Raw genomic sequence first — 23719 nt, forward strand, 5'->3', positions numbered from 1 at the left:
GTTAGTGGCCGCCCATCAGCTTTTCAACCGCTTCGGGGTCGTTGTGTACCGCATAGCGATCCACGACCGTCGCACTGGCCTCGCTCAAGCCCACAAGCTCTACCTCGGTACCTTCACGGCGGAATTTAATCACCACGCGATCCAGCGCCTGCACGGCGGTAATATCCCAGAAATGCGCCCGGGAGAGGTTGATAGTGACTTTATCGATACTCTCTTTGAAATCGAACGCGCCGATAAAGCGTTCGGAGGAAGCAAAAAATACCTGACCGACGACTTCGTATTCACGCTCTTTCCCCGGCTCTATTTCTTTGGAGCCGATATACATGATGTTGCCGACTTTGTTGGCAAAGAACATCGCCGCCAACAGCACACCAACGAACACGCCAATCGCCAAGTTGTGAGTACCTACCGTAACGATAACGGTGGCCACCATGACGATATTGGTGCTCATGGGGTGCTTTTTCAGATCGCGAATCGATTCCCAACTAAAGGTACCGATAGAGACCATAATCATTACCGCCACCAGCGCGGCCATGGGGATCTGGGATACCCAATCCGCCAGGAAGACCACCATCAGCAGTAGTGCGATACCGGCAATTAACGTCGAGGTACGACGACGACCACCGGATTTAATGTTGATCACCGATTGGCCAATCATGGCGCAGCCCGCCATACCGCCAATCAAACCCGCGCCAATGTTGGCAATACCCTGGCCTTTACACTCGCGGTTTTTATCGCTCTTGGTATCAGTTAAGTCATCAATAATGGTCGCCGTCATCATCGATTCAAGCAGGCCCACCACGGTTAACATTAGCGAATAGGGCAGGATGATCATTAGGGTTTCAACGTTCAGCGGCACATCAGGCCACAAAAACATCGGCAGGCTATCGGGCAGCTCGCCCATATCGCCAACGCTGCGAATATCCATGCCAGTCAGCATGTACACAGCGGTGAGCACGACAATACATACCAGTGGCGAAGGAATGGCTTTACCAACTACCGGCACATAGGGGAAGCCGTAAATGATGGCTAAGCCCGCAACGGTCATGGCATAAACGTGCCAAGTGACGCCCGTCAGTTCAGGCAACTGGGCCATAAAGATCAGGATAGCGAGCGCGTTGACAAACCCAGTCACCACCGAGCGCGATACGAATCGCATCAACTCAGCAAGCTTTAGATATCCTGCCACAATCTGCAGCACACCGGTCAACAGCGTGGCGGCCAGCAGGTACTCTAAACCGTGCTCTTTCACCAGGGTAATCATGAGTAGCGCCATGGCGCCGGTTGCCGCTGAAATCATGCCGGAGCGGCCGCCAGTAAAGGCGATAATCACACAGATAGCGAAGGAGGCGTAAAGGCCGACTTTCGGGTCAACGCCAGCGATGATCGAGAACGCAATGGCCTCGGGGATTAGCGCAAGAGCCACGACAATCCCCGCAAGGGTGTCGCCCTTGAGGTTGGAGAGCCAGGATTGTTTAAACTTTTCGTACATGCAAGGGATCCATGGTTTTAGGTTAATAACAGGCCAAAAGCGGTCAAACAGCGCAGCCAACAAGAGGAAGCACCGCCAACACATTGGCACGCTGGGATAATCAGCTTTTTATTTTAAATAGTGGTGAGCTAGCGTTAGGTGCCGCTAAATTCAGGTACTGAAAACTTGAGTACTGAAAACATAAGCACTTTAAAAGAAGGCACTAGAAACAAGTACCAGAAAGCGATGACAGCACAATGAATGCACTATCAGCACCTTTAGGGGAAGCGAGGGGCTAGGGCGGAGTCATCAGCCCTGAAAAGCAATGTTTGAATACATTCATTGGCAGAGATTCTTTTACAGTTGCGAAAAGAAAGAGTCGTGCATAAAACGTGTCGCAAAAAAGCATATTGTAGGCAAGCAAGGTGCGACAAAGTGCCGTATCCTACCAGGAATTCTGCTGCATTGCACCTCACGTCTAACACCGCTAGTCAGGTTCTACCACTACGTAATAGACCACTACGATAGGTAAAGTGACCTCTGCCCCCTTTCTGAAGTACCATTGCGCCGCTAACTAACAGGATATTAAATCCCAACTTTGCACGTTGAAGCGGCACGCTATTCTTTACTGAACACGCCTGCCGATTTAAAGAGGAGCAGTCAATGAGCCAATCTATTGCAGTCATCAAGGGCGACGGTATCGGCCCCGAAATTATGGAGGCCACGCTGCGAGTACTCGACGCCTTGGATTGTGGCTTAACCTACCAGCACATCGATGCTGGCTTAGGTGCCCTTGAAAAGCATGGCACGCTGATTCCTCAAGAGTCGTTGGATGCCATCGAAAAATACGGCATCGCGCTGAAAGGCCCGCTAACCACGCCGATTGGCAAGGGCTTCTCCTCGATTAACGTACAGCTACGTCGTCACTTTGACCTTTATGCCAACGTGCGCCCGGCGATTAGCTTCCCCGGTACTCGTTCGCGCTACGACGATATTGATATGATCACCGTGCGCGAAAACACCGAAGGCGCGTATCTTTCCGACGGCCAGGAGATGATCGACGACGGCGATACTGGCATTTCGGTGATCAAAGTGACTCGCAAAGGCTCCGAGCGCATTGTGCGCTACGCCTTTGAGCTGGCCAAAAACAACGGTCGCAAAAAAGTCACCGCGGTACACAAAGCCAACATTATCAAAACCAGCTCGGGTTTATTTCTGGACGTAGCGCGGGAGATTGCCAAAGAGTACCCCGAGATCGAATTCCAAGAGATGATCGTCGATAACGCCTGCATGCAGCTGGTAATGAACCCACATCAGTTTGATGTGGTGGTCACTACCAACCTGTTTGGCGATATTCTCTCTGACCTTTGCGCTGGCTTAGTCGGCGGTTTGGGTTTGGCTCCAGGGGCGAACATCGGCGAAAAAGCAGCGATCTTTGAAGCTGTGCATGGCTCAGCGCCGGATATCGAAGGCAAAAACATCGCTAACCCCTGCGCCTTGCTGCTCGCCGCAGCACAAATGCTTGATCACCTGGGCATGACAGAGAAAGGCACCGCCATCCGCCAGGGTATCCGTACCGTGCTGGAAACCCGCCGCGATATGGTCACCCCCGATATGGGCGGCACTGGCTCTACCGACTCCTTCGCCCAGGCGTTGGTTGAGTACGTACAGAGCCACTAGTCGACTCTTTCTAGCTGATCGCTTTCTAGCCAATTTCATTAAAGCGGTAACGCAATAAGTACAATGCATTGAGGGTGACCAGCACGGTCGCCCCAGTGTCAGCCATTACCGCGACCCACATCCCTGTAATCCCCAGCACCGTAGAGACCAAAAACAGCGCCTTGAAGCCAAGCGCCAAGGCCACGTTGGTTTTTACATTGCGCATGGTCGCCCGGGAAAGTGCGATCATCTCGGCTATCCCACCTACGCGGTTTTTAAGCAGCGCGGCGTCGGCGGTTTCAAGCGCCACATCGGTACCGCTACCCATGGCAATACCCACTTCTGCCGCTGCGAGTGCCGGTGCATCGTTAATACCATCGCCCACTTTACCCACTGGCCCAAGCCCTTGCGCCTGCCACTCGCGCACGCGCTGGGCTTTATCTTCCGGCATCAGCTCGCCTTCTGCTTCAATGCCCAACTGTTCACCAATGGCCGCCACGGTGCGGGCATTATCACCGCTGAGCATCACGGCTTGCACACCTAGGCGCTCTAACGCTTGAAGACCTTCGCGAGCATCTTCACGGGGTTCATCACGCAGAGCGATTAGTCCTAATAGGCGCTCACTTTCTATCCCGTCCTCTCCTTCTATCCCTATTTCTATCAGTACGGCCAGGCTTTTGCCCTGCGCTTCCAACGCCGCAATACGGGCTTTTATCTCACCGGTGTGCTGGGTGAAAGATTGTAAATAGCGCGGGCTCACCAGCATTAACTCACGTCCTTCGACATGTCCGGCAACGCCCTGCCCTGCTAGCGCACGAGCACCTTGCACAGTAGGTACCGAAGCCCCCTCCTGCCGGTCATAATAGTCACTGATCGCCACAGCGAGGGGGTGGCTCGAGCCCTGCTCCAGAGCGGCAGCAAGACGCACTATCTCAGCGCAACGGCTTTTATCAAGACGGCTACCAGCTTCAAGGCTCTCTACATCCGTCACGGAGGGTTTGCCCGCGGTTAGCGTGCCGGTTTTATCCAGCGCGACCCGCTTGAGTTTGCCTAACTGCTCTAATACCGCACCGCCTTTCATCAGCAGACCGTTGCGAGCGCCCACCGATAACCCGGCTGCAATGGCCGCGGGCGTCGAAATCACCAGCGCACAGGGGCAAGCAATAAGCAGTAGCGCTAGGGCGCGATAGATGGATTCCGACCACAGCATCGTCGATACCAGCGGCGGTACGATAGCGACCAGCAGCGCCACCCCGACGACCGCAGGCATATAGTAAAACGCAAAGCGGTCAATAAAACGCGCCACTGGTGCTTTGGCCGCCTGAGCCTCCTCCACGAGCTTAATCACTCGGGCGATGGTGTTGTTTTCAGCGCTGCGGGTTACCTCAACTTCAAGCACGCCATCCAGATTGACGGTGCCAGCAAATACTGACTCGCCTTCGCTACGCTCCCGTGGCACCGACTCACCATTCACAGGCGATTCATCAATCGAGGAGTGACCGGCAATAATTTGCCCGTCACAGGGCAGACGGTCGCCAGGGCGTACCTGCACTCGTTGCCCCGGCACCAGAGACGCGGCAGCAACTTCCCGAGCTTCGCCCTGCTCCATCAACCGCGCAGTAGAGGGAGTCAGCTTGGAAAGCGCCGAAATACTGCGGCGCGCCTGAGCGGCGGCAACGCCTTCCAGCATCTCCCCCACTGCAAATAGAAACACCACCACTGCCGCTTCAGCGGCGGCGTTTATCGCCAGTGCCCCTAGGGCTGCGATGCTCATCAGCATTTCAATGGTGAAAGGGTTACCCATCTTAAGCGCCTGCCAAGCACGCTGAATAACCGGCACAAGACCAACGACCGTTGCGGCGATGAACGGCCAACTGCCCAGGGTGGGCCAGGCGAATTTAAGCCCCCAGGCAAGCGCCAGCAATACACCACTGACAATCACCAAACGCCCTTTAGGCGACTGCCACCATGAGGACGGCTTTTCCGATTCAGTTGTGTTCACCGACTCATCGATTACCTGGTAGCCCAGAGCCGTGATCGTTGACTCAATATCGGAATGTGGCAGGGTCTTACCGGGCGGTGCGGTTAATCGCACCGAGCCGGTGACAGAACTCGCGGAAACATGTTCAACATGGTTTAAACGATTTAGCGCCGCCTCAACTTTACGTTCGCAGCCACCGCAGTCCATACCTTGCACGCGCAGGGTGGTCGGCGACGGAGAAACTGCAGAGGTTTTAGCCGGTGTGGTCGTACTCATCGCTCTTTGCTCCAAGTTAGTCTATCTTAGGAGCAGCGTAATACCTGTAGTCACTAGAGGTTCAAGTAATGAAAGATCAAACCCCTGAGCCAACTGCCACTGAGCGTTATATCGGCATTGGTGAGCTGGCACGCGAGTCCGGCTGCAAGCCAGAAACGGTGCGCTACTACGAACAGATTGGGCTACTGCCTTCAGCACCGCGCAACGAAGGCAATCAGCGGCGCTACACTACTGCTGCTATCCGCCGTTTGACGTTTATTCGCCATGCGCGGGATTTTGGCTTTTCGGTGGAGGCAGTCCGGGAGCTGTTACAAATGGCGGATTACCCCACTATGCCCTGCGAAGAGGTAGACACGCTAGCGAAGCGTCACCTAGCCGAGGTCGAGGCACGACTTGCACGACTCACCTCGGTACGCGATGAGCTCAAACGCATGATCAATCAATGTGCGGGGGGCAATGTTGGCCAGTGCCATATTATTGACGTACTCAGCGACCACCGGTTGTGCCATCAAACGGGGCCTCACGGTGGCGCGGATGTCATAGGTTAACGCGCAATTAACCCAGCCACACATCCAAGAACAGCATAATCACCAGCCCCATCGCCAAGCCAAAGGTGGCTTTTTTCTGGTGCCCGCAGCGGTGGGTTTCGGGGATGATTTCGTGGCTGATCACGTACAGCATCGCGCCGGCGGCAAAGGCCAGGCCCCAGGGCAGCAGTATTTGGGAAACGCTGACAATACTGGCACCAAATAGCCCGCCAACGGGCTCGATTAGGCCGGTTAGCGCAGCAATCGACCAGGAGCGCCACTTTGAGTAGCCCTCGCCCATTAAGGCGACCGCAACGGCGAGTCCTTCTGGCATGTTCTGTAAGCCAATACCGATCGCCAGGGGCATACCGCCCTCTAACCCATTGGCCCCAAAGCCAACGCCCACTGCCATGCCTTCCGGCAGGTTGTGGATAGTAATCGCAAACACAAACAGCCACACCCGGCGAAGCGATGCAGCCTCCGGCCCTTCACGGCCCTGGGCAAAATGCTCATGGGGCAGATGCTCGTTAAGCAGCGCAATCGCGCCCATTCCTAACAAAATAGCCGCACAAACAATCGCGGCGGGCACGGGGCCACCGGGATAATAGATTTCCGCAGCGTCAAGCGCTGGAATAATCAGCGAAAAGAATGACGCTGCCAGCATTACCCCCGCCGCAAAACCTAACGCCAAATCACGAAAGCCACGGCTAGGCGTTTTACCTAGCAGCACCGGTAGCGCACCTACCGCCGTCAACAATCCAGCAATTAAGCTGCCCAAAAACCCTAATAACAACGTATTTTCCATGGACAGCATAAACTCGGTTGGCATTCAGAAAGGCATCAAAGAGAACGACACGTTGTTGTCTAACGTGGTATCAACACGTACTTTAACGCATTAATGCCTAATGAATAAATAACGATGGTTTTCATTAGCGCGATGTCAGTAGTGCGCCTTGGGAACATTAAAAGGGGATTCTCGTGCCTCATTCCGCTACGTTCGCCGCTGCCCACTTTACCCAGCTACGCCCCCGCTTAGTAGCCTTTGCGCGCCTGCAGTTACGCGACTCTACCGCCGCTGAAGATGCTGTACAGGAGACCCTGCTCACCGCCTTTGAGAAAAGCGCCACCTTTGAAGGGCGCTCCGAGTTCGAGACCTGGGTATTTGGCATATTAAAATACAAAATTCTGGATCAACTGCGTCAACAGCGCCGTCAAGGTACTTGGCAACCGTTAGGCCTGGACTTAGATGACGACACCCTTGACCGTCTATTTCAACAGGATGGTCACTGGCAGAGCGCTGCCCGCCCCAGCCACTGGGGAGAGCCTGAGCAGGTGTTAGAAAACCAGCGTTTTTGGCAAGTATTTGATGCCTGCTTGATAGCCTTACCGGAGAATATCGCACGCGTATTTACCTTGCGTGAACTCATGGGGCTCTCCACCACAGAGGTCTGTAAGGAAACCGGCATTACTGAAACCAACTGCTGGGTCATCTTACACCGTGCGCGTTTACGGCTAAGAGAGTGCTTGGATCATGGTTGGTTAAGTTAGCTGAGGGGAACCTGATATGCTTATGTGCCGCGAAGCCACGAGGTTGATGTCTTTAAAACAGGACAAAATATTAACATTGCGTGAAAAGATGGCTCTTCGCCTTCACCTATCGATGTGCCGGGATTGCCGTCACTGCGCCCGCCAATTTGATCTGTTGCACAACATTAGCGACCACCACCCCGCCTCGCGAACCTCTTCCCGCAAAACGCTAGACGATTAGCTTTTTCGGCTAAGTGCTGCAAACCACTACTCTCTCCTGCTTCGCTTCTCCGTCAGCGAACTCCTACGTACGCCCGACAAAAACATTGTATAGAGTCCACTTGATGGCCCATGCAAAAGCCAGCGCATAGGCGCTGGCTTTTCGCTTTTTACACTATTCTACTAACGCAATTAACGCAGTGGCGTCTTACGCAGGTAAGGCAGAACCGTTTCATACTCGCCATACTTCTGCTTGGCATCGGCGTCAGAAACGCTAGGCGGAATAATCACGTCCTGACCTATCGTCCAATCGGCTGGGGTGGCAACGCCGTGTTTCGTCGTGGTTTGCAATGCATCCAGGGCGCGTAGGATTTCCGCAAAGTTACGCCCTACGGTCATTGGATAGGTCATGGAAAGCTTCAACTGCTTATCCGGCCCGATAATAAACACCGAGCGCACCGTTGCGCTGTCTGCTGGCGTGCGGCCATCGGGCAGGTAGGCATCTTCCGGCAGCATGTCATACAGCTTTGACACCGTAAGACCGTCGTCGGCGATGATCGGAAAATCGACTTCGCTGCCGCTGACGGTTTGGATGTCATTGCCCCAGCGTTTGTGGTCTTCAACACCATCCACGGAAACACCGATTACTTTGGTGCCACGTTTCTTCCACTCTGCGCTCAGCTGCGCGACGGCACCGAATTCTGTCGTGCAAACCGGGGTAAAGTCTTTAGGATGCGAAAACAGGATCGCCCAGCTGTCGCCAATCCAGTCATGAAAACGAATCGGCCCTTGGCTCGTCTCCGCTTCGAAATCGGGCACGACTGCATTAATACGTAATGACATGCTTTCCTCCTTAATGGGCGTTAGACGCCCTAATAGCTTATTTGACTTTCAACACCTTCACTATAGATCATTTAGCGCTAAGACAGCGAGTCGTAGTACAACGTTCACTCGCTCTGCCAAGCGTAGTCTAACGGCGTAAAAGCCTGAATATAAATGCCTGTAAAAGCAGAACGGCGCCCCAAGGCGCCGCTTTAAATCAACAACAGAGAGCACCTTCTTTGGGATTACTCGGCTGCTTTGGCAGCTTTATCTTCCCGTTTAACCCGCTTGATCCACTGCTGTTTAGCATAGTGGCGTAGATTGGCCACATTGTCGGTCTCATCAACAATATCTTGCCCCAGAATGGTTTCGATAATGTCTTCTAACGTGATTAAACCTACAAAAGTGCCATGCTCGTCGTAGACAACCCGCATGTGCAGGTGATCTTTTAGCATAGAGGTGAATACCTGCTCGATGTTATGTGAGACGTCCACGCTGCCAATCGGATGCATCAACTCGCGCATCGTTTTGGCATCGTCAGCGTGGTACATATCTGCTTTATGCACATAACCAAAGGCCTGCTCACCGTTGTCCATCACTGGGAAGCGCGTAAACGGTGCTTTGCCATACTGCTCATCGAACGTTTTCACGGTCATGTCAGGCAAAACGGTTTCACACACCGTGCGCGGCGTCATCGCTTTGCTGACGACGATATCGTGCAAGTTGAGCATATTGATAATGGTGCGCGACTCGTCCTCGTCCAGAACCTTCTCTTCCAGGCCGACGCGGGCAAGTACTTTAATTTCATCACGCAGATCGACATCATGCTCTGACTTACCTAGCCGGCGGGTGATCTGCTCCGACATCCAGATAAAAGGCAGCAAGCCAATGATCATCGGGTTTAACAGGCGTGGCAAATACGGTGACAAGCCGCGCCAGTACGTCGCGCCTATGGTTTTAGGAATAATTTCCGACAGTATTAAAATCGCCATTGTCATTACTGCCGAAACGATGGCAATAGAGGCTTCGCCAAACACGACCGCCGCTTGAGCCCCCACAGCAGTTGCACCCACAGTATGGGCAATCGTATTGAGCGTCAAAATAGCGGCTAGGGGCCGGTCGATATTAGCCTTCAGGCGCGTAAGCGAGGCGTGCAGCTTGGGGTTGTCTTCTTTCTGCTTAGCAATATAGCTGGGTGTAATTGAAAGAAGCGCCGCTTCAAGGATGGAACATAAAAACGAGAACGCGATTGAAAGGGTAGCAATCGTGATTAGGAGGAACATGAGGGCCTAGAGTGATGGGTTGTACCCAGTTTATAGGGGCATCATAAGCGGAAGTCAATGGTTCTCTATCGTGCGCTCGCCACCACGCAAAGCCGCATTCATGGGCGCAGCGGCAACGCAGTCCCGATGGCAACGAAGATGCCGCCGCAAGTGCGATTGAAGCCGCGGCCAACACGCTTCAGCCAGTGGCGAATGCGGTTAGCCATATTGGCGAGCAGGCCTTCAACCATACATTCAATAGCCACAAAGGTGCCTGCCAGCACGAAATATTGCAGCATCAAACTGCGCTGTGGGTCGATAAACTGAGGTAGAAAAGCGCTAAAAAATAACAGTACCTTGGGGTTGGTAACCGATGCCAGCACCCCCTGGCGGTACAGATGCCACCCTCTCGCTTGGCTTGCGCTCACATCCACCTCGCCCGTAATCGGCGGCGAGCGCCATACCTGGATACCCAGCCAAATAAGATACCCCCCACCGACCCATTTCAGCACTGTTAACCACACCACCGACGACTTAAGCAGCGCACCAATGCCAAACATGCACAGGGCAATAATCAGCATAAATCCTGTGGCGCCGCCTACGATGGTAAACAGGGTTCTACGGCTGCCATGTAGCGCGCCGTGGGTCAGCGCCAGCAGGCCGTTTGGCCCAGGCGAAAGCGAAAGGCCAAGGCAGGCGATTAGGTATAAAAGCCACGTGTCCAACAGCATAGTAACGCCTCCCCCATGAAAAAATGCTTTCAATGCGCCAGCATGTCACTGTTGGTCGGCGTTTTCCATTCGTTAAAGCACGCTCAATAAAAACGCCTCCCCTTTGCTATATGTAACAAGGGGGAGGCGCCGTCTAACGACCTTTTGCTGCCACATAGCGCTTAGGCGAACACTTCAGTCCACTCACTACGCTTGGCCAGTAGGCCTTTGGCCAATTCTTTAGCGCCTTCCAGGCTGTGGCTGGCGGCCCAGCCGCACTGCATCTCGTTGCAGGCAGGTACTTCGGTGGCTTCTAGCACATCGTTCAGGGTTTGTTCGATGATAGTGATCACACCGTCGTAGTCGTCGTGGTTAATCATTGCGATGTAGAAGCCGGTTTGGCAGCCCATGGGGCTGATATCGACCACTTTATCGGTGTGATTGCGCGACAGCTCAGCCATCAAGTGCTCAAGGGAGTGCAGCGCCGGCATCTCCATATGCTCTTTATTGGGCTGGCAGATACGCAGGTCATATTTATGAATACGGTCGCCGTTCTGGCCTTCTTTAATATCGGCTAACCGAACGTACGGGGCTTTTACCTTGGTGTGATCCAGGTTAAAGCTCTCGACGTTCATCTTTTTATCGGTCATGTTGGCTCCTTTTTCACTGAAACCTTGATTCGCTTAAACCTTGGGCGCGTCAAAATTCCATGGTTCGTCGGTATAAACACACACGTTGGCATCTTCGATATCGCCATCCGGCGCTTCAACGTGCTTGGCAAAGAAGTCTTGAATCTCTTTGCGCTGACAATGGGCTTCAAACTCTTCGCGACTGGCCCAGATTTCATGAAAAACAATCGGATAACTGGTGCCCTGGGCGAAGAGGTTATCAATCTGCCGGGTTACGGTGTAGTGAATGCACGCATCTTCCCGGTGGGTGTTCGGCTCTAACGACTGAAGCGCTTTGAATACCGCTTCTTCTTTGCCAGGTTTGGGCTTAAAACCGGCAACACAGTAAATTTTTTCTGACATGGTCATCTCCTAAGTCGTTAAGCGTACGTCATTATGCGGCTTGTCGACGTAGGTTAACAACCTAGCGGATTATGCGCTCGGCCAATGCTTCTAGATCGGTAACCGTCATATCCGGCTCGACACCCCAAGGGTCGAAAGGGGCGTCGGAACTGCGCCGTATCCAGGCACTGCGTAGGCCTGCATGGGTGGCGCCAATCACATCAAAAGGGTTACTGGAAACCAACCATGTGTGCTCGGGGCGTGTCTCTAAGCGGCTACGCAAATGCGCGTACACTGCTGGGTCTGGCTTAAAGCGTTTTACCTCATCGGCGCTGATTACATCGTCCATATGGCTCTCAACGCCTGCTCGAGTGAGTAACTTGGACACGGCATCTGCTGTGCCGTTCGAAAACGCCACGCAGCGTATGCCTGCTTCGCGAAGCTGATCGAGCGCAGGCACTACATCGTCAAACGCGGGCAGCTCAGCATACACCGCCATCAGATGATCTTGGTCATTATCCGAAAGCCCGGTTTGCAGTGCGCGGTCAATAAAAACCAGCGCTTCGCGGGTGCACTCCGAGAACGGCACGTAAGCCCCCATCAGGCCGTGGCGAAAGCTGTACTCAAGCTGCTTATCGCGCCAGCGGCGAGCGAATTCGCCAGCTTTGGAAGCATCCGTTAGGCGATGTTCGAGCTCAACGGTAACGCCTTGGGTATCGATCAGCGTACCGTATACATCGAAGGCTAAGACCGGTTGCATCGTTGGCTACTCCTTAACTTTCAATTGATTGTGACCTGAGTTCAGCTTATATCTTTAGCATAGACGACACCTTCAATAACAAAAGCGCCGCTGCACAGGCAGCGGCGCTCAGAAGACTACGACACTCGGTCAGACCGTAAACGCGGCCTCTTTTTCACCGCTTTTCAGGTCGCCAGAGCGCGTAAGCTCATCGGTAACCCGGTCAATGGCGCGCTTGGCGCGGCCAATCATCTCGTCCACTTCACCACGATTAATGGTCAGCGGCGGCGCAAAGCCGAGAATATCGCCTTGCGGCATGGCCCGGGCAATCAGGTTCTCTTCCATGGCGGCAGCCGCCACGCGAGGGCCGACTTTAAGCGCTGGGTCGAAGTGCAGGCGCTGCTTGGCATCCGGAGAGAACTCCAGTGCCGCCATCAGGCCTACACCACGAACGTCGCCCAGCAGCGGATGACCTTCGAAATTGGCTTTTAGCTGCTGCTGGAAGTAAGCACCGGTTTCCGACGCGTTACCCACCAGGTTTTCACGCTCGATGATATCCAGGTTGGCAAGCCCTGCCGCACAGCCCAGAGCGTGGCCAGAGTAGGTCCAGCCGTGGCCGATGGGGCCATACTCACCGGTGCCCTGCTCCAGCACCTGCCACACCTTCTCGCCAACAATCACGCCGGAGAGCGGCTGGTAGGCGCTAGTTAAGCCCTTGGCGATGGTGACCAGGTCAGGCTTCATATTGTAGTGGTGGCTACCGAAGTCAGAGCCGGTACGGCCAAAGCCACAGACCACTTCATCGGCAATCAGCAGCACGTCATACTTCGCCAGCACGCTTTGAATGGCATCCCAGTAGCCTTCCGGCGGCGGTACGATACCGCCAGTACCCAGTACCGGCTCACCGATAAAGGCGGCCACGGTATCCGGGCCTTCTTCCAGAATCATCGCTTCCAGTTTCTCAGCGCAATACGCAGAGAACTCCAGCTCGGTCATGCCGTGCTGTTCGGCGGCACGCAGGTAGTAATGCGGCGCTTCGGTATGGCGAATGGTATCGATGGGCAGATCGAAGTGGTCGTGGAATGCTTTCAGGCCGGTCAGCGAGCCCGAGGCAATGCCCGAACCATGGTAACCACGCATACGTGAGATAACCTTTTTCTTCTGCGGACGGCCCAGCACGTTGTTGTAGTAGCGTACGATCTTGAGCTGGGTTTCGTTGGCATCAGAACCCGACATGCCGTAGTAAACCTTGGACATATTCATCCCGGCGATTTTTAGAATACGCTCGGAAAGCTCGATCTGCGGCTCGTTGGAGTGACCTACGTAGGTATGGTAGTAAGAGAGTTCAAGTGCCTGCTTATAGATCGCCTCGGCGACTTCGGTGCGCCCGTAGCCGATGTTGACGCAGTAAAGCCCGGCAAAGCCGTCGATAAATTCGCGGCCGTCCTTATCCACGATATTGATGCCTTTGCCGCCGGTAATCACGCGGCCCGGCGCATCGCCATGGGCGAAATCGCGCAAGTGGGTAGAGGCGTGGAAAGTGACTTTACGGTCGCGTTCGATCAAATCCTGATGCAAGCTCATAGTGTTCTCTCTGTACGGTAAACCTCCCCAGTCAGCGGGGAGGTGCTTTATTCATTAATGATGAACTTATTTTTAGGCACCTAACGGTGCCTTCGCCCGGCCGAGCCGGCCTCCCACAAGGCCAACTCAAGTTCCCGGACTTAACTACCCGATACTGAGCCCAGCGCGCCCAGGCAGTAATACTTCGTTTCCAGGTATTCATCGATACCCGTGGCACCGCCTTCACGGCCAAGGCCAGACTGCTTCACGCCACCAAAGGGAACCGGCGGGCCGGTCATCTTAACCGAGTTAACGCTGACCATGCCGTACTCCAGGGCGCGCATCAGCTTCCAGATGCGGCGAATATCGTGGGTGTAGATATACGCCGCCAGGCCGTACTCAGTGTCGTTGGCCATTTCAATCACTTCGTCGTCGGTGCTATAGGCGGTGATCCCGGCCACAGGCGCGAAGTTCTCTTCCCGCCACACTTTCATCTGCGCCGTCACGCCGGTCAGCATCACCGGCATAAAGAAATTTTCCCCCGGTGCCTGGCTTTGATCACCACCCACCATCTTGGCGCCTTTGGAAATGGCGTCATCGACAATCGCGGCCGCCTTTTCTACCGCCTGACGGTGAATCAACGGGCCAAGATCTATCTCACTGTGGAGGCCATTGCCCACGGTAAGCGCCGCCATACGCTCGCTGAAATGCTCTACGAATTCATCGTGGATAGATTCATGCACCAGAATGCGATTGGCAGCCAGACAGTCCTGCCCAGCGGTTTGGAACTTGGCGTCAATGGCCGCAAAGGCCGCCTCTTTGGGATCCATATCGGGCCCAACAATAAACGGCGCATTGCCCCCCAACTCCAGGGAGAGCCGCTTGACGGTATTAGCGCTCTGCTCAATCAGCAGACGGCCCACGCGGGTGGAACCGGTGAACGACAACGCCCGAATACGCGATTCGGCGCAGAGAATCTTTGAGACTTCCGCAGGATCGCCCAGCACCACATTGAAAATCCCCGCGGGAATCCCAGCACGCTCGGCCAGCTCCGCCAGCGCCAACGCCGAGAAGGGCGTTTCATTGGCGGGTTTGACGATCACCGGACAGCCCGCTGCCAGCGCCGCCGCAGCTTTGCGGGTAATCATCGCCAACGGAAAGTTCCATGGCGTAATCATCGCCGCGATTCCCACCGGCTCTTTAATGGTACCGAGTGATGCGTTGGGAATATGGCTGGGGATGGTTTCGCCATAGGTACGCTTACCCTCTTCGGCGAACCAGCGCACGAAACTGGCACCGTACTGCACCTCCCCACGGGCATCGGGCAGCGGCTTACCCTGCTCCAGCGTCATGATGGTCGCAAGGTCTTCACGGTTGGCTTGAATCAGGTCATACCAGGCCAGCAGGCGCTCGCAGCGCTCATCGGCGCGTAGCGCCCGCCACTGTACAAAAGCGGCTTCAGCGGCATCTACAGCGGCGGTTATCTGCTCGGCTTCCAGCAACGGGATATGACCAATGGCTTCATTGGTAGCGGGGTCATAGACAGCCTCTTCGCGACCGCCTTCCCCGTGAGTCCACTTACCGTTCACGTAGGCGTACTGCCGGAACAGACGCGGATCTTCCAGGCGCTTGGCGAGCGTGGTCGATAGTGTGGTCATGGGAACCTCCCCCTCAAATGCAGTCTGGCTAACCGAGCGCTGCAGTCACTGTGTGGCATTGTCAGCAAGCGCTGATTAGCCTTGCCGTCGAATGCCCACAGGTTAACGGAGAGGAGCCACGAAGTGTTTTTGAAAACCGAGACTTATCACGCGACTTTTTTTGTCAGAGAGCGTTTGGCAGTGCTTTTTTTTGGTGGGCTTACGATAGGGGGCCAAAACTACATTAAAGAATGTCGTCGGTATCAATGCCTATAGGAACGCGCTTGACGGTTTTGGTCACGATATAGGTGAAGTAGCGCTCGATACCGGCTTCAGAGACCAGCCACTTATCCATCAAACGCTGGTAGCTATCGATGGTGCGCGCTTCAAACTTCACTAAGTAATCCACCCCACCGCCCACCGCCACACACTCGGTAACTTCCGGGGTTTGCATCACTAGCGCTTCAAAACGAGTGAAGCTTTCGGCGTTGTGCTGCTTGAGCTCAATCTGCACCCAGACAGGATTGCGCGGCACCAACACGTCCGCGTTGATGCGCGCGGTATACCCTTCAATGATGCCAGCCTTTTCCAGGCGCTTTACCCGCTCCCAGCAGGGACTGACCGAGAGATTGATCGCCTCGGCTAGCTTCGACTTGGTGATTCGCCCATCGCGGGAGAGGATATCGAGAATTTTCAGATCGTAACGGTCAAGTTTCATCATGCCGAGGATTACGCCTCCAGGCGTTCAACAACATCGGCAATCACCGCCAGGGTATCCCCCATATTGATCAGTGAGGGGGCACGGCGAGCCATTAGAATGCCGTCGCGCTCTGCTTTATAGGCAACCGGATCGGTGCCGCTGCGGGTCATGTCGTACACGTAGGCGATGGTTTGGCCTTTTTTCACTTCATCACCCAGGGCCACCAATAGCTCTAACACGCCGGAGTGCTGGCTCTGCACGTAGCAACTGGCGTCGGGCATATCGAGATACAGCTGCCCACCTGTGGGCATTTCCACTTCGCCTTCTACAAGGCCGTAGTGAATCAGGAAATTGCGCACGCCGCGCTCGGCAATGGCAATGCTTTGTGGGGTGGAAGTACCGCCGCCGCCAAGCTCGGTGGCCACAAAGACTTTGCCCTGGCGCTCGCAGGCAGTGTCGAAGAGTTTTTCCGCATCCAGCTCAAACATCACCATGGCATAGGGGGCGCCGAACGCTTTGGCACCTTCCAGAGCGGCCTGCTGCTGCTCTTTATTATCCAGCACGTGAGACGCGCCGAAGGGCAGAATATCCAGCGTGCGGCCGCCCGAGTGAAGGTCGAGCACCACGTCCGCCATGGGTACCAACACACGGGTGAAGTAGTCGGCAATTTGCGGCGTGACGCTGCCATTGGGGTCGCCGGGAAAGCTGCGGTTGAGATTGCCCTTGTCCATCGGCGAGGTACGCTTGCCTGCCATGACTGCCGGAGTATTCATGCACGGCACAATAATCACCCGCCCTGTCACGTCCTCTGCCTTCAGCGTTGAAGAGAGTTTCAGTAGCGAGGTGATGCCTTCATATTCATCGCCATGGTTGCCGCCGGTCAGCAGTGCCGTGGGGCCTTCGCCGTTTTTAACCACGGTCACAGGAATCATTACCGCGCCCCAGGCAGACTCATCGGTAGAGATCGGTAGTTTTAAAAAGCCGTGCTGAACGCCATCGGCATCAAAATCAACGGTGGCGGAAATGGGACTTGGTCGCATCGTCGTCATGAAAAAATTCCTTTATGTTACGGGCAGCTATCTCAGCACTACTTCACAAACAGCTGGCGCGGGAAATTGGCCAGCGTCTCACAGCCATCGTCGGTAATCAGAATGCTTTCGGTAATTTCCAGGCCCCAGTCATCGACCCATAGCCCAGGCATGAAGTGGAACGTCATGCCTGGCTGGAGAATGGTTTCATCCGAGGGGCGCAGACTCATGGTGCGCTCGCCCCAGTCAGGCGGGTAGGAGATACCGATAGGGTAACCACAGCGGGCGCCGCCACGGTCAAAACCGTATTTATCCATCGCCGCACCCAGTGCCATGGCGATATCCGCCGTACGGTTACCAGGTTTGGCCACTGCCAAACCATTTTCGATGCCTTCCAGCAGAGCTGATTCCGCGCGAATAAAATCCGTCGGCGGGGTGCCCAGAAATACGGTGCGCGACATCGGCGCATGATAGCGTTTAAACACCCCGGCAATCTCAAAGAAAGTACCTTCACCTTTGCGGAACGGCGTGTCGTCCCAGGTTAGGTGTGGCGCGGCGGCGTCTTTACCAGTAGGCAGCATGGGCACTATGGCGGGATAGTCGCCGCCAAATACTTTGCCGTTCTCATCCACAAAACCTTCGATGCCAACGCGGTAAATCTCTGACACCAGCTTGCTCTTGGGCAAGCCAGGCTCAATCACTTCAAGAATACGCGTATGCATGCCTTCCACAATCTTGGCGGCAATGCGCATATAGGCCACTTCTTGCGGCGATTTGATCGCCCGGCACCAGTTAACCAGCGCATTGGCATCCATAAAACGCGCATGGGGGAGTTCGCGCAGTAGGCTTAGATAGGCCTTGGCGGAGAAGTAGTAGTTATCCATCTCCATACCCACCACCCCCAGATGCCAGCCGCGATCCGGCATGATCGACTGAGCCAGATACTCCATCGGGTGCATGTCCGGATTCTGTACGTAGTAATCTGGATAGTAGGTAATGTTTTCGGGATCGATCCAACAGGTGAGCAGAGCACCGTTGGCATCCATGCGCCGCCCGAACCATACCGGCTCGCCTTCAAGGCCCACCAGCACACACTGATGCACATAAAACGACCAACCGTCGTAGCCGGTCAGCCAAGCCATATTGGAAGGGTCACTGACGATCAGTACGTCAATACCACGACTGGCCATTTCAGCACGCACTTTCCACAGGCGGTTAGCGTACTCTTCGCGCGTGAAAGGCAGGGAAACCTGAGTCATCGGGCAACTCGCCATTAAAGATCACCAAGAACCAGCGCACTGCCTACGATAGGCACGCAACGCTGGGCCACAGGATCGACCTGGCCACCACCGATCAGGCGTCGGGGTTGCATCTGCCGCGCTTGCAGCAGGCCCGCCAATGTCGTCTTAAGCCGATACTAGCACCGACCCTTGGTTAGCGGTCAAAGGCTTTATGACAAAAAGTGCATACGGCATCGTTATTTGCACTATGCGAGCTTGCAACGGCCCCTATCGCTCACCATGATAACCTGCATTGGAAACACGTTTAGCGAGAGGAAACGAAATGAAAATTGTCGTGCATATTGATGAGGCGGCACAGTGGCAAGCGGCGCTTGCGGAAGCGTTGCCCCAAGCCACTGTACTCACCAGCGAGGCACCAGCGGATGAGCGTAAAGATGCTGACTATCTCGCCATCTGGAAAGCCCCCGCCCATTTACTGCAAGAGCAGACCCAGCTCAAAGGCATCATCAATTTAGGCGCAGGGGTGGATTATCTGCTGAAAACCCCAGGCCTACCCAACGACGTGCCAATTGTAAAATTACGCGATGCGGGCATGGGAGAGCTGATGGCCGATTACGCCCTCTATGGCGTACTGCACTTTTACCGCAGCATGGATCGTTACTCAGAGCAGCAGCAAAGCGCCACTTGGGCGCCGCAAGAGGTGGTGGAAAAATCCCAGTGGCCGGTGGGTGTATTAGGCCTGGGCGCTATTGGCAGCTTTGTGGCCAGCGCCTTGGAGCAAGCAGGTTTCCCAGTACTGGGTTGGAGCCGCTCCCCCAAGCAGATCCGTGGTGTGCACTGCTTTCATGGCGACGATGGATTAAGCGAACTGCTCGGCCAAGTGCAGAGCCTGATCACCATTTTGCCCGATACGGCCGCCACTCAACATATTCTCAACGCCGAGCGGCTGGCCCAGCTGCCCCAAGGGGCTAGTGTGATTAATCCTGGCCGAGGTAGTTTGATTGATGAGCAGGCGCTATTGGAAGCACTGGGTAGCGGTCGCCAGCCGGGGCACCTGCGGGGTGCGCTATTGGATGTATTCCAGGAAGAGCCGCTGCCCGCTGACAACCCGCTCTGGCAGCATCCTAAGGTAATCGTCACACCCCATATGGCGGCACCTACTCCGCTGAATGATGCCATCGACCAAGTGATCGCCTACTTGCATGCCTTTGAATCGGGTGAAAAACTCTCCACCATCAACCCGGAGGCAGGTTACTGACGCCCCCCACCCAGGCTATACTGGCGCACTGGGAACCAAGCAGTGGCTAAAGGCTCTTAGGAAGATACCCTTTATGGAGGAAAGGCCCTTGGTCAATGTTTTCGCACGACTACCTGGCCGCGCGCTCAGGTGTGTGGGGTTGGGTTTTGCTATTTCCTGCTCAAGTGGCATGGCATTAGCAACTGAGACATTCAAAGAGCCGCAGCCCTTTGAAACCCCCCAGCCCTTTGAAGCACAGTACCGGCTTGAGGTTCGCGGTTGGCCTGGGGCTACCATTACCCATCGCCTCTCTAACGAAGGGAATCACTGGTTAAGCGATATGCGCTTTTCAATCACCGTGGCGCGCGGCCAGGAGTTCAGCCGTTTTTCGCTCAATGGCAATGACACCAACGCTCTGCTCTTTAGCAGCAGCTATTCGGTGCTGGGCGTGGGTGATAGCTATCAACTGAACGAAGGTGAGATCCCCACTTTAGATCGCCAAGCGGCGCTATTTGATCTCTCCCGCCGGGCGGGACACGAAAACTGTACACAGAGTACGCCCTGCGCGATTGAGTTTGTCGATCAAAAAGGCCGCGATGAGCACTTTCAATATTATGTTACCGCCCCAGGCAGCATTGAGGTTCCCGCAGGAGAGTTTGAAGCACTGAACGTATCGCTCATCGATATCGAGAAGCCCGACCGCCTGCTAACCATTAGCTTTCACCCTGACTGGCCCGGGCTGATTCTTTCTGCGGTGTATCGAAAAGAGGGTCGCCGCGAAACGCAGCTGACATTAACTAACTTCAACCCAAACGGTGGCGCGACGCCCTAAATGTTTTCCGGTTTATTGATTGTTCTACTACCGCTTTTTCTTGGCTATCTGGTTCGCGTCCGTTCCATACAGTTACAGAATCTGATCAACCGAGCGGTTAATGGCTCGGTTTACCTGATTCTGCTATTCATGGGCATAAGCCTTGCCGGGCTTGAAAACCTGACTAGCCAGCTTTCGCGCCTGGGGGGCAACGCTTTGCTGTTATTTAGCATTACCACGCTATTTAACTTAGCAGCACTATGGTGGCTATCGCGCCGTTTAACGCTTAAGGCCGGTAGCTCACCGGTGGTGAAAAATGCTCCGACCAGTAAGCTGGCGGCCATGCAGGGTTCGCTTTTATTGGTCGCAGTGGTGGCAGGGGGCGTTATCGCTGGCCTGCTGCTGGGGCCACTCCTGGGTGATAGGCTTTTCAACAGCGCAGATTTACTGGCCGAATGGGTACTCTACCTGCTGCTGGCACTGATTGGCTGCCAGCTGCGTAACTCCGGCATGCCACTCAGGCAGATCTTACTTAACCGCATGGGGCTGGCGATTGCGGTGACGCTAGCAATAAGTTCGCTGCTGGCAGGCTTGGCTGCCGCCCCGCTGCTCTCATTAAGCTGGAACGAAGGCCTGGCGATGGCGTCAGGCTTTGGCTGGTACTCTCTTTCGGCCATCTTGATCGGCGACCAGCTAGGCCCACTGATGGGCGGTGTGGCGTTCTTCAACGACCTGACCCGGGAGCTGCTGGCGTTTATATTGATTCCACTAGTGATTCACCGCCATACCGCACTGGCGATTGGTTACGGCGGCGCCACCTCCATGGATTTCACCCTGCCCGTCATTCAGCAGCACGGCGGTGTGGCCTGCGTACCCATTGCCGTGGTCAGCGGGTTTATCCTTTCACTGCTCTCCCCGCCGCTGATTCTGTTTTTTCTTTCGCTGTCGGGTTAGCGGTGACGGGCGCTCATTGGTTAGGATAAGTGGCATTGCTGGAGATATAAAAACTCTTAACACCCAGGATGCCCACTCCCCATGCTCAACGGAATTTGGTTAAGCTTCTTTATTGCTGCCTTCGCGGCCTCACTCTGGCAGTGGTTGGTTGGCGGCGATAGCGAGGTATTTGCCCGCTTGGTGCAGTCGCTGTTCGACATGGCGGAAGTGAGCGTTGATATTATCCTGGTGCTGCTGGGCACCATGACGCTGTGGCTGGGGTTTCTTTCGATTGCCGAAAAGGCAGGCTTGATTCGCCTGCTTGGACGGGTGCTCGACCCGCTGTTCTGCCGCTTGATGCCAGAGGTTCCCCGCGGCCACCCTGCTATGGGGCTGATCAGCATGAACTTCGCGGCGAATATCCTGGGTCTGGATAACGCCGCCACACCGATTGGCATCAAGGCGATGCACTCGCTGCAGAGCCTTAACCCCAGCAGTGAGACCGCCAGCAACGCACAAATTCTGTTTCTGGTGCTCAATACCTCTTCTCTCACGCTATTGCCGGTAACGATTTTTATGTATCGCGCCCAGCAAGGCGCCGCCGACCCCACGCTGGTCTTTTTACCTATTTTGCTGGCCACAACCGCCTCCAGCCTGGCAGGGCTTTTGGCGGTGGCACTGATGCAGCGCTTAAAACTCTGGCAGCCCGTGGTGCTAGCCTATTTAGCGATTGCTGCACTTGCGTTGGGGCTACTGATAACCACGCTGGCAGGCATGTCCGCCCAGGCGCTAGCCGCGGCCTCTACGCTAGTCGGTAACCTGACGCTATTTAGCATCGTGATGATGTTTTTAGTGGTCGGGGCGTTACGTGGGGTGAGGGTGTACGACGCCTTTATTGAAGGCGCAAAAGAGGGGCTGAGCTTTACCATCACGTTGCTGCCTTACTTGATCGCCATGCTGGTGGCGGTCGGCGTACTGCGCGCCAGCGGCGTTTTAGACGCTGGCTTAGGCGGTATCCGCTGGATAGTAGAAGGCTTTGGCTGGGACACCCGCTTTGTCGATGCTCTCCCCACCGCCTTTGTGAAACCGCTTTCTGGCAGCGGCGCCCGCGCCATGATGATCGAAACCATGGATACTTTCGGCGTAGACAGCTTCGCCGGGCTACTCGCGGCCACTATGCAAGGTAGCACTGAAACCACCTTCTATGTGCTGGCTGTCTACTTTGGCGCCGTGGGTATCACTCGCATTCGCCACGGGTTGGGCTGTGCGTTGGTCGCCGATGTGGCGGGAGTAACCACTGCGATTGCGGTGTGTTACTGGTTTTTTGGATAGCTGGTGTTAGCTGGCTTTCGTTCACTGGGCTCAGCGTCTACCTTTCAGGGGAGCCGCATTAAGGTCTACAGGCAGTAGATCAGGAGCCATCGCTAAGCAGTAGAAATGCGTTTAAACATTCGTTGCTCCCGAGTGTTTACCGCTCAAGGACGATAGGTGAAATATGGCAGGCGCAAGCAGTTTATTGATAGCGCTGGCGGCCTTCTGCTGGGGGATATCTGGGGGAATCGCAGGCATTTTGTTAGACGACGGCTGGGATGCAGCCGTCGTGTCATTTTATCGAGGGTTTATAGGGCTTCTCTTCGCACTTGGGTGGCTGCTGCTTCAACGTCGGCATAGCGGCCTAAACAGCAAGCGGCTTTGGTTCTGGTCAGTGGTTGCAGGCCTGGGCGTCGCTGGCAATTTTACGTTCTATTTTCTTAGTATTGAGTATGGCAACGTTGCGGTCGCTGCCACCCTGATGTACTGCGCCCCTGTTTTTGTCTACCTCGTCTCATTTTCCCTCAAACTAGAGCGCCCCACCGCTGCCAAGTGGCTGGCCATTGCGCTGGTCATGGTGGGTATTGTGCTGTTAACCAAGCTGTATGCCATCAGCGCCAGTGGTCTCTCGTTAATTGGCGTAGGCACCGGGCTGCTTGCCGGGCTCTCTTATGCAGCGTTCATTTTTGGTTTCAAGTATGCCGCGCCCCATGGCAGTCCTCAGGCAATTCTTTCGGTCGCCTTCACCGTGCTAGCCATCGCACTGCTGTTTCCAACGGACATTAACCAGGCTGTCAGCGTTATCAGCGCTCCGGAGCTGCCGCTGTTTGTGGCGCTGGGCATTCTCGGCGCTGGACTATCTTTTCTGCTGTACGTGGTAGGTATCAAGCATGCGGCACCTGCGCTAGCCTCCATGGTTGCCATGGTCGAGCCGATTACCGCCACCCTGTTTGGTGTAGCGGTGTTAAACGAAAGCCTGGGCGTTATTCAAATGGTCGGTATGGGGATCATCTTGCTAACCGTCACCGCGCTGAGCGTTTCTTCCCGCTGATAAG

Annotated in this window: 23 protein-coding genes; 9 read left to right on the forward strand and 14 right to left on the reverse strand. The window is 55.0% G+C overall.

The annotated features are described in order from the left end of the window. Position 1: 1 nt before the first annotated feature. Positions 2-1492, reverse strand: coding sequence for a SulP family inorganic anion transporter (locus ACW17M_RS15700; RefSeq protein WP_039859372.1), 1491 nt, complete (start codon positions 1490-1492; stop codon positions 2-4). Between the two features lie 642 nt (positions 1493-2134). On the opposite strand from ACW17M_RS15700, the gene ACW17M_RS15705 reads away from it, so the two are divergent. Then, complete coding sequence (locus ACW17M_RS15705) at positions 2135-3151, forward strand: isocitrate dehydrogenase (RefSeq protein ID WP_009287343.1); 1017 nt, start codon at positions 2135-2137, stop codon at positions 3149-3151. A 25-nt stretch (positions 3152-3176) separates the two neighbouring features. Here ACW17M_RS15705 and ACW17M_RS15710 read toward each other — a convergent pair whose 3' ends face one another. Continuing rightward, positions 3177-5387, reverse strand: coding sequence for a heavy metal translocating P-type ATPase (locus tag ACW17M_RS15710; protein WP_457547747.1), 2211 nt, complete (start codon positions 5385-5387; stop codon positions 3177-3179). Between the two features lie 68 nt (positions 5388-5455). Between ACW17M_RS15710 and ACW17M_RS15715 the strand changes: the two genes are divergently transcribed. After that, positions 5456-5935, forward strand: coding sequence for a MerR family transcriptional regulator (locus tag ACW17M_RS15715; protein ID WP_022522335.1), 480 nt, complete (start codon positions 5456-5458; stop codon positions 5933-5935). Positions 5936-5942: 7 nt separating this feature from the next. Here ACW17M_RS15715 and ACW17M_RS15720 read toward each other — a convergent pair whose 3' ends face one another. Continuing rightward, positions 5943-6719: a ZIP family metal transporter gene (locus tag ACW17M_RS15720; RefSeq protein WP_039859457.1), complete on the reverse strand. Its 777-nt coding sequence runs from the start codon at positions 6717-6719 to the stop codon at positions 5943-5945. 173 nt (positions 6720-6892) lie between these two features. On the opposite strand from ACW17M_RS15720, the gene ACW17M_RS15725 reads away from it, so the two are divergent. Together ACW17M_RS15725 and ACW17M_RS15730 are read left to right on the forward strand one after the other, a co-directional pair. Further along, positions 6893-7462: a sigma-70 family RNA polymerase sigma factor gene (locus ACW17M_RS15725; RefSeq protein ID WP_457547748.1), complete on the forward strand. Its 570-nt coding sequence runs from the start codon at positions 6893-6895 to the stop codon at positions 7460-7462. Positions 7463-7484: 22 nt separating this feature from the next. Further along, entirely contained in the window at positions 7485-7682 is a 198-nt protein-coding gene (locus ACW17M_RS15730; protein WP_268747814.1) for a zf-HC2 domain-containing protein, read from the forward strand. A gap of 170 nt (positions 7683-7852) precedes the next feature. Here the strand turns inward: ACW17M_RS15730 and ACW17M_RS15735 are convergent, their stop codons facing one another. From ACW17M_RS15735 to doeA, 11 genes are all read right to left on the reverse strand, one after another. Continuing rightward, positions 7853-8503, reverse strand: coding sequence for a peroxiredoxin (locus ACW17M_RS15735; protein ID WP_022522333.1), 651 nt, complete (start codon positions 8501-8503; stop codon positions 7853-7855). A 224-nt stretch (positions 8504-8727) separates the two neighbouring features. Then, on the reverse strand, positions 8728-9765 hold the full coding sequence (locus ACW17M_RS15740; protein ID WP_009287346.1) for a CNNM domain-containing protein: 1038 nt from the start codon (positions 9763-9765) through the stop codon (positions 8728-8730). A 98-nt stretch (positions 9766-9863) separates the two neighbouring features. Continuing rightward, the gene (locus ACW17M_RS15745) at positions 9864-10475 is read right to left on the reverse strand and encodes a LysE family translocator (protein WP_039859375.1); all 612 of its coding nucleotides are present in this window, start codon (positions 10473-10475) and stop codon (positions 9864-9866) included. A 161-nt stretch (positions 10476-10636) separates the two neighbouring features. Further along, positions 10637-11104, reverse strand: a complete 468-nt coding sequence (locus ACW17M_RS15750) for an S-ribosylhomocysteine lyase (RefSeq protein WP_022522331.1) — start codon at positions 11102-11104, stop codon at positions 10637-10639. Positions 11105-11137: 33 nt separating this feature from the next. Next, positions 11138-11485, reverse strand: coding sequence for a putative quinol monooxygenase (locus tag ACW17M_RS15755; RefSeq protein ID WP_457547749.1), 348 nt, complete (start codon positions 11483-11485; stop codon positions 11138-11140). Positions 11486-11546: 61 nt separating this feature from the next. After that, positions 11547-12224: a haloacid dehalogenase type II gene (locus ACW17M_RS15760; RefSeq protein ID WP_009287348.1), complete on the reverse strand. Its 678-nt coding sequence runs from the start codon at positions 12222-12224 to the stop codon at positions 11547-11549. Positions 12225-12353: 129 nt separating this feature from the next. Continuing rightward, entirely contained in the window at positions 12354-13787 is a 1434-nt protein-coding gene (locus ACW17M_RS15765; protein ID WP_009287349.1) for an aspartate aminotransferase family protein, read from the reverse strand. 140 nt (positions 13788-13927) lie between these two features. Then, entirely contained in the window at positions 13928-15424 is a 1497-nt protein-coding gene (locus ACW17M_RS15770; protein ID WP_027958051.1) for an NAD-dependent succinate-semialdehyde dehydrogenase, read from the reverse strand. Positions 15425-15647: 223 nt separating this feature from the next. After that, a complete protein-coding gene (locus ACW17M_RS15775) occupies positions 15648-16124 on the reverse strand; it encodes an Lrp/AsnC family transcriptional regulator (protein ID WP_022522328.1) in 477 nt (158 codons plus the stop codon). Positions 16125-16132: 8 nt separating this feature from the next. Next, a complete protein-coding gene (gene doeB / locus ACW17M_RS15780; protein WP_022522327.1) occupies positions 16133-17152 on the reverse strand; it encodes a N(2)-acetyl-L-2,4-diaminobutanoate deacetylase DoeB in 1020 nt (339 codons plus the stop codon). 38 nt (positions 17153-17190) lie between these two features. Next, entirely contained in the window at positions 17191-18390 is a 1200-nt protein-coding gene (gene doeA, locus ACW17M_RS15785; protein ID WP_027958052.1) for an ectoine hydrolase DoeA, read from the reverse strand. Positions 18391-18694: 304 nt separating this feature from the next. Here doeA and ACW17M_RS15790 point away from each other — a divergent pair, with 304 nt between their 5' ends. The 5 genes from ACW17M_RS15790 to ACW17M_RS15810 all read left to right on the forward strand — a co-directional run bounded on the left by ACW17M_RS15790 (position 18695) and on the right by ACW17M_RS15810 (position 23715). Then, positions 18695-19630, forward strand: coding sequence for a 2-hydroxyacid dehydrogenase (locus ACW17M_RS15790; protein WP_039859378.1), 936 nt, complete (start codon positions 18695-18697; stop codon positions 19628-19630). Between the two features lie 169 nt (positions 19631-19799). Next, on the forward strand, positions 19800-20441 hold the full coding sequence (locus tag ACW17M_RS15795) for a hypothetical protein (protein WP_083868797.1): 642 nt from the start codon (positions 19800-19802) through the stop codon (positions 20439-20441). Then, entirely contained in the window at positions 20442-21374 is a 933-nt protein-coding gene (locus ACW17M_RS15800; RefSeq protein WP_009287351.1) for a lysine exporter LysO family protein, read from the forward strand. Between the two features lie 81 nt (positions 21375-21455). Continuing rightward, positions 21456-22685 carry a nucleoside recognition domain-containing protein gene (locus ACW17M_RS15805; RefSeq protein ID WP_027958055.1) on the forward strand — a complete coding sequence of 410 codons (1230 nt, stop codon included), beginning with the start codon at positions 21456-21458 and terminating at the stop codon, positions 22683-22685. A 163-nt stretch (positions 22686-22848) separates the two neighbouring features. Continuing rightward, complete coding sequence (locus tag ACW17M_RS15810) at positions 22849-23715, forward strand: DMT family transporter (RefSeq protein ID WP_009287352.1); 867 nt, start codon at positions 22849-22851, stop codon at positions 23713-23715. The last annotated feature ends 4 nt before the right edge of the window (positions 23716-23719 follow it).

It is taken from the genome of Vreelandella sp. 2A-K22, assembly GCF_054065485.1.

Coding starts and splice junctions, on each gene's coding strand:
- ACW17M_RS15720 (WP_039859457.1), bottom strand. CDS start 6,719: ATGGAAAATACGTTGTTATTAGGGTTTTTGGGCAGCTTAATTGCTGGA.
- ACW17M_RS15765 (WP_009287349.1), bottom strand. CDS start 13,787: ATGAGCTTGCATCAGGATTTGATCGAACGCGACCGTAAAGTCACTTTC.
- ACW17M_RS15700 (WP_039859372.1), bottom strand. CDS start 1,492: ATGTACGAAAAGTTTAAACAATCCTGGCTCTCCAACCTCAAGGGCGAC.
- ACW17M_RS15730 (WP_268747814.1), top strand. CDS start 7,485: ATGTGCCGCGAAGCCACGAGGTTGATGTCTTTAAAACAGGACAAAATA.
- ACW17M_RS15810 (WP_009287352.1), top strand. CDS start 22,849: ATGGCAGGCGCAAGCAGTTTATTGATAGCGCTGGCGGCCTTCTGCTGG.
- ACW17M_RS15745 (WP_039859375.1), bottom strand. CDS start 10,475: ATGCTGTTGGACACGTGGCTTTTATACCTAATCGCCTGCCTTGGCCTT.
- ACW17M_RS15800 (WP_009287351.1), top strand. CDS start 20,442: ATGTTTTCCGGTTTATTGATTGTTCTACTACCGCTTTTTCTTGGCTAT.
- ACW17M_RS15775 (WP_022522328.1), bottom strand. CDS start 16,124: ATGATGAAACTTGACCGTTACGATCTGAAAATTCTCGATATCCTCTCC.
- ACW17M_RS15795 (WP_083868797.1), top strand. CDS start 19,800: ATGGCATTAGCAACTGAGACATTCAAAGAGCCGCAGCCCTTTGAAACC.
- ACW17M_RS15740 (WP_009287346.1), bottom strand. CDS start 9,765: ATGTTCCTCCTAATCACGATTGCTACCCTTTCAATCGCGTTCTCGTTT.
- ACW17M_RS15770 (WP_027958051.1), bottom strand. CDS start 15,424: ATGACCACACTATCGACCACGCTCGCCAAGCGCCTGGAAGATCCGCGT.
- doeB (WP_022522327.1), bottom strand. CDS start 17,152: ATGACGACGATGCGACCAAGTCCCATTTCCGCCACCGTTGATTTTGAT.
- ACW17M_RS15715 (WP_022522335.1), top strand. CDS start 5,456: ATGAAAGATCAAACCCCTGAGCCAACTGCCACTGAGCGTTATATCGGC.
- ACW17M_RS15750 (WP_022522331.1), bottom strand. CDS start 11,104: ATGACCGATAAAAAGATGAACGTCGAGAGCTTTAACCTGGATCACACC.
- ACW17M_RS15735 (WP_022522333.1), bottom strand. CDS start 8,503: ATGTCATTACGTATTAATGCAGTCGTGCCCGATTTCGAAGCGGAGACG.
- ACW17M_RS15755 (WP_457547749.1), bottom strand. CDS start 11,485: ATGTCAGAAAAAATTTACTGTGTTGCCGGTTTTAAGCCCAAACCTGGC.
- ACW17M_RS15760 (WP_009287348.1), bottom strand. CDS start 12,224: ATGCAACCGGTCTTAGCCTTCGATGTATACGGTACGCTGATCGATACC.
- ACW17M_RS15790 (WP_039859378.1), top strand. CDS start 18,695: ATGAAAATTGTCGTGCATATTGATGAGGCGGCACAGTGGCAAGCGGCG.
- doeA (WP_027958052.1), bottom strand. CDS start 18,390: ATGACTCAGGTTTCCCTGCCTTTCACGCGCGAAGAGTACGCTAACCGC.
- ACW17M_RS15805 (WP_027958055.1), top strand. CDS start 21,456: ATGCTCAACGGAATTTGGTTAAGCTTCTTTATTGCTGCCTTCGCGGCC.
- ACW17M_RS15705 (WP_009287343.1), top strand. CDS start 2,135: ATGAGCCAATCTATTGCAGTCATCAAGGGCGACGGTATCGGCCCCGAA.
- ACW17M_RS15710 (WP_457547747.1), bottom strand. CDS start 5,387: ATGAGTACGACCACACCGGCTAAAACCTCTGCAGTTTCTCCGTCGCCG.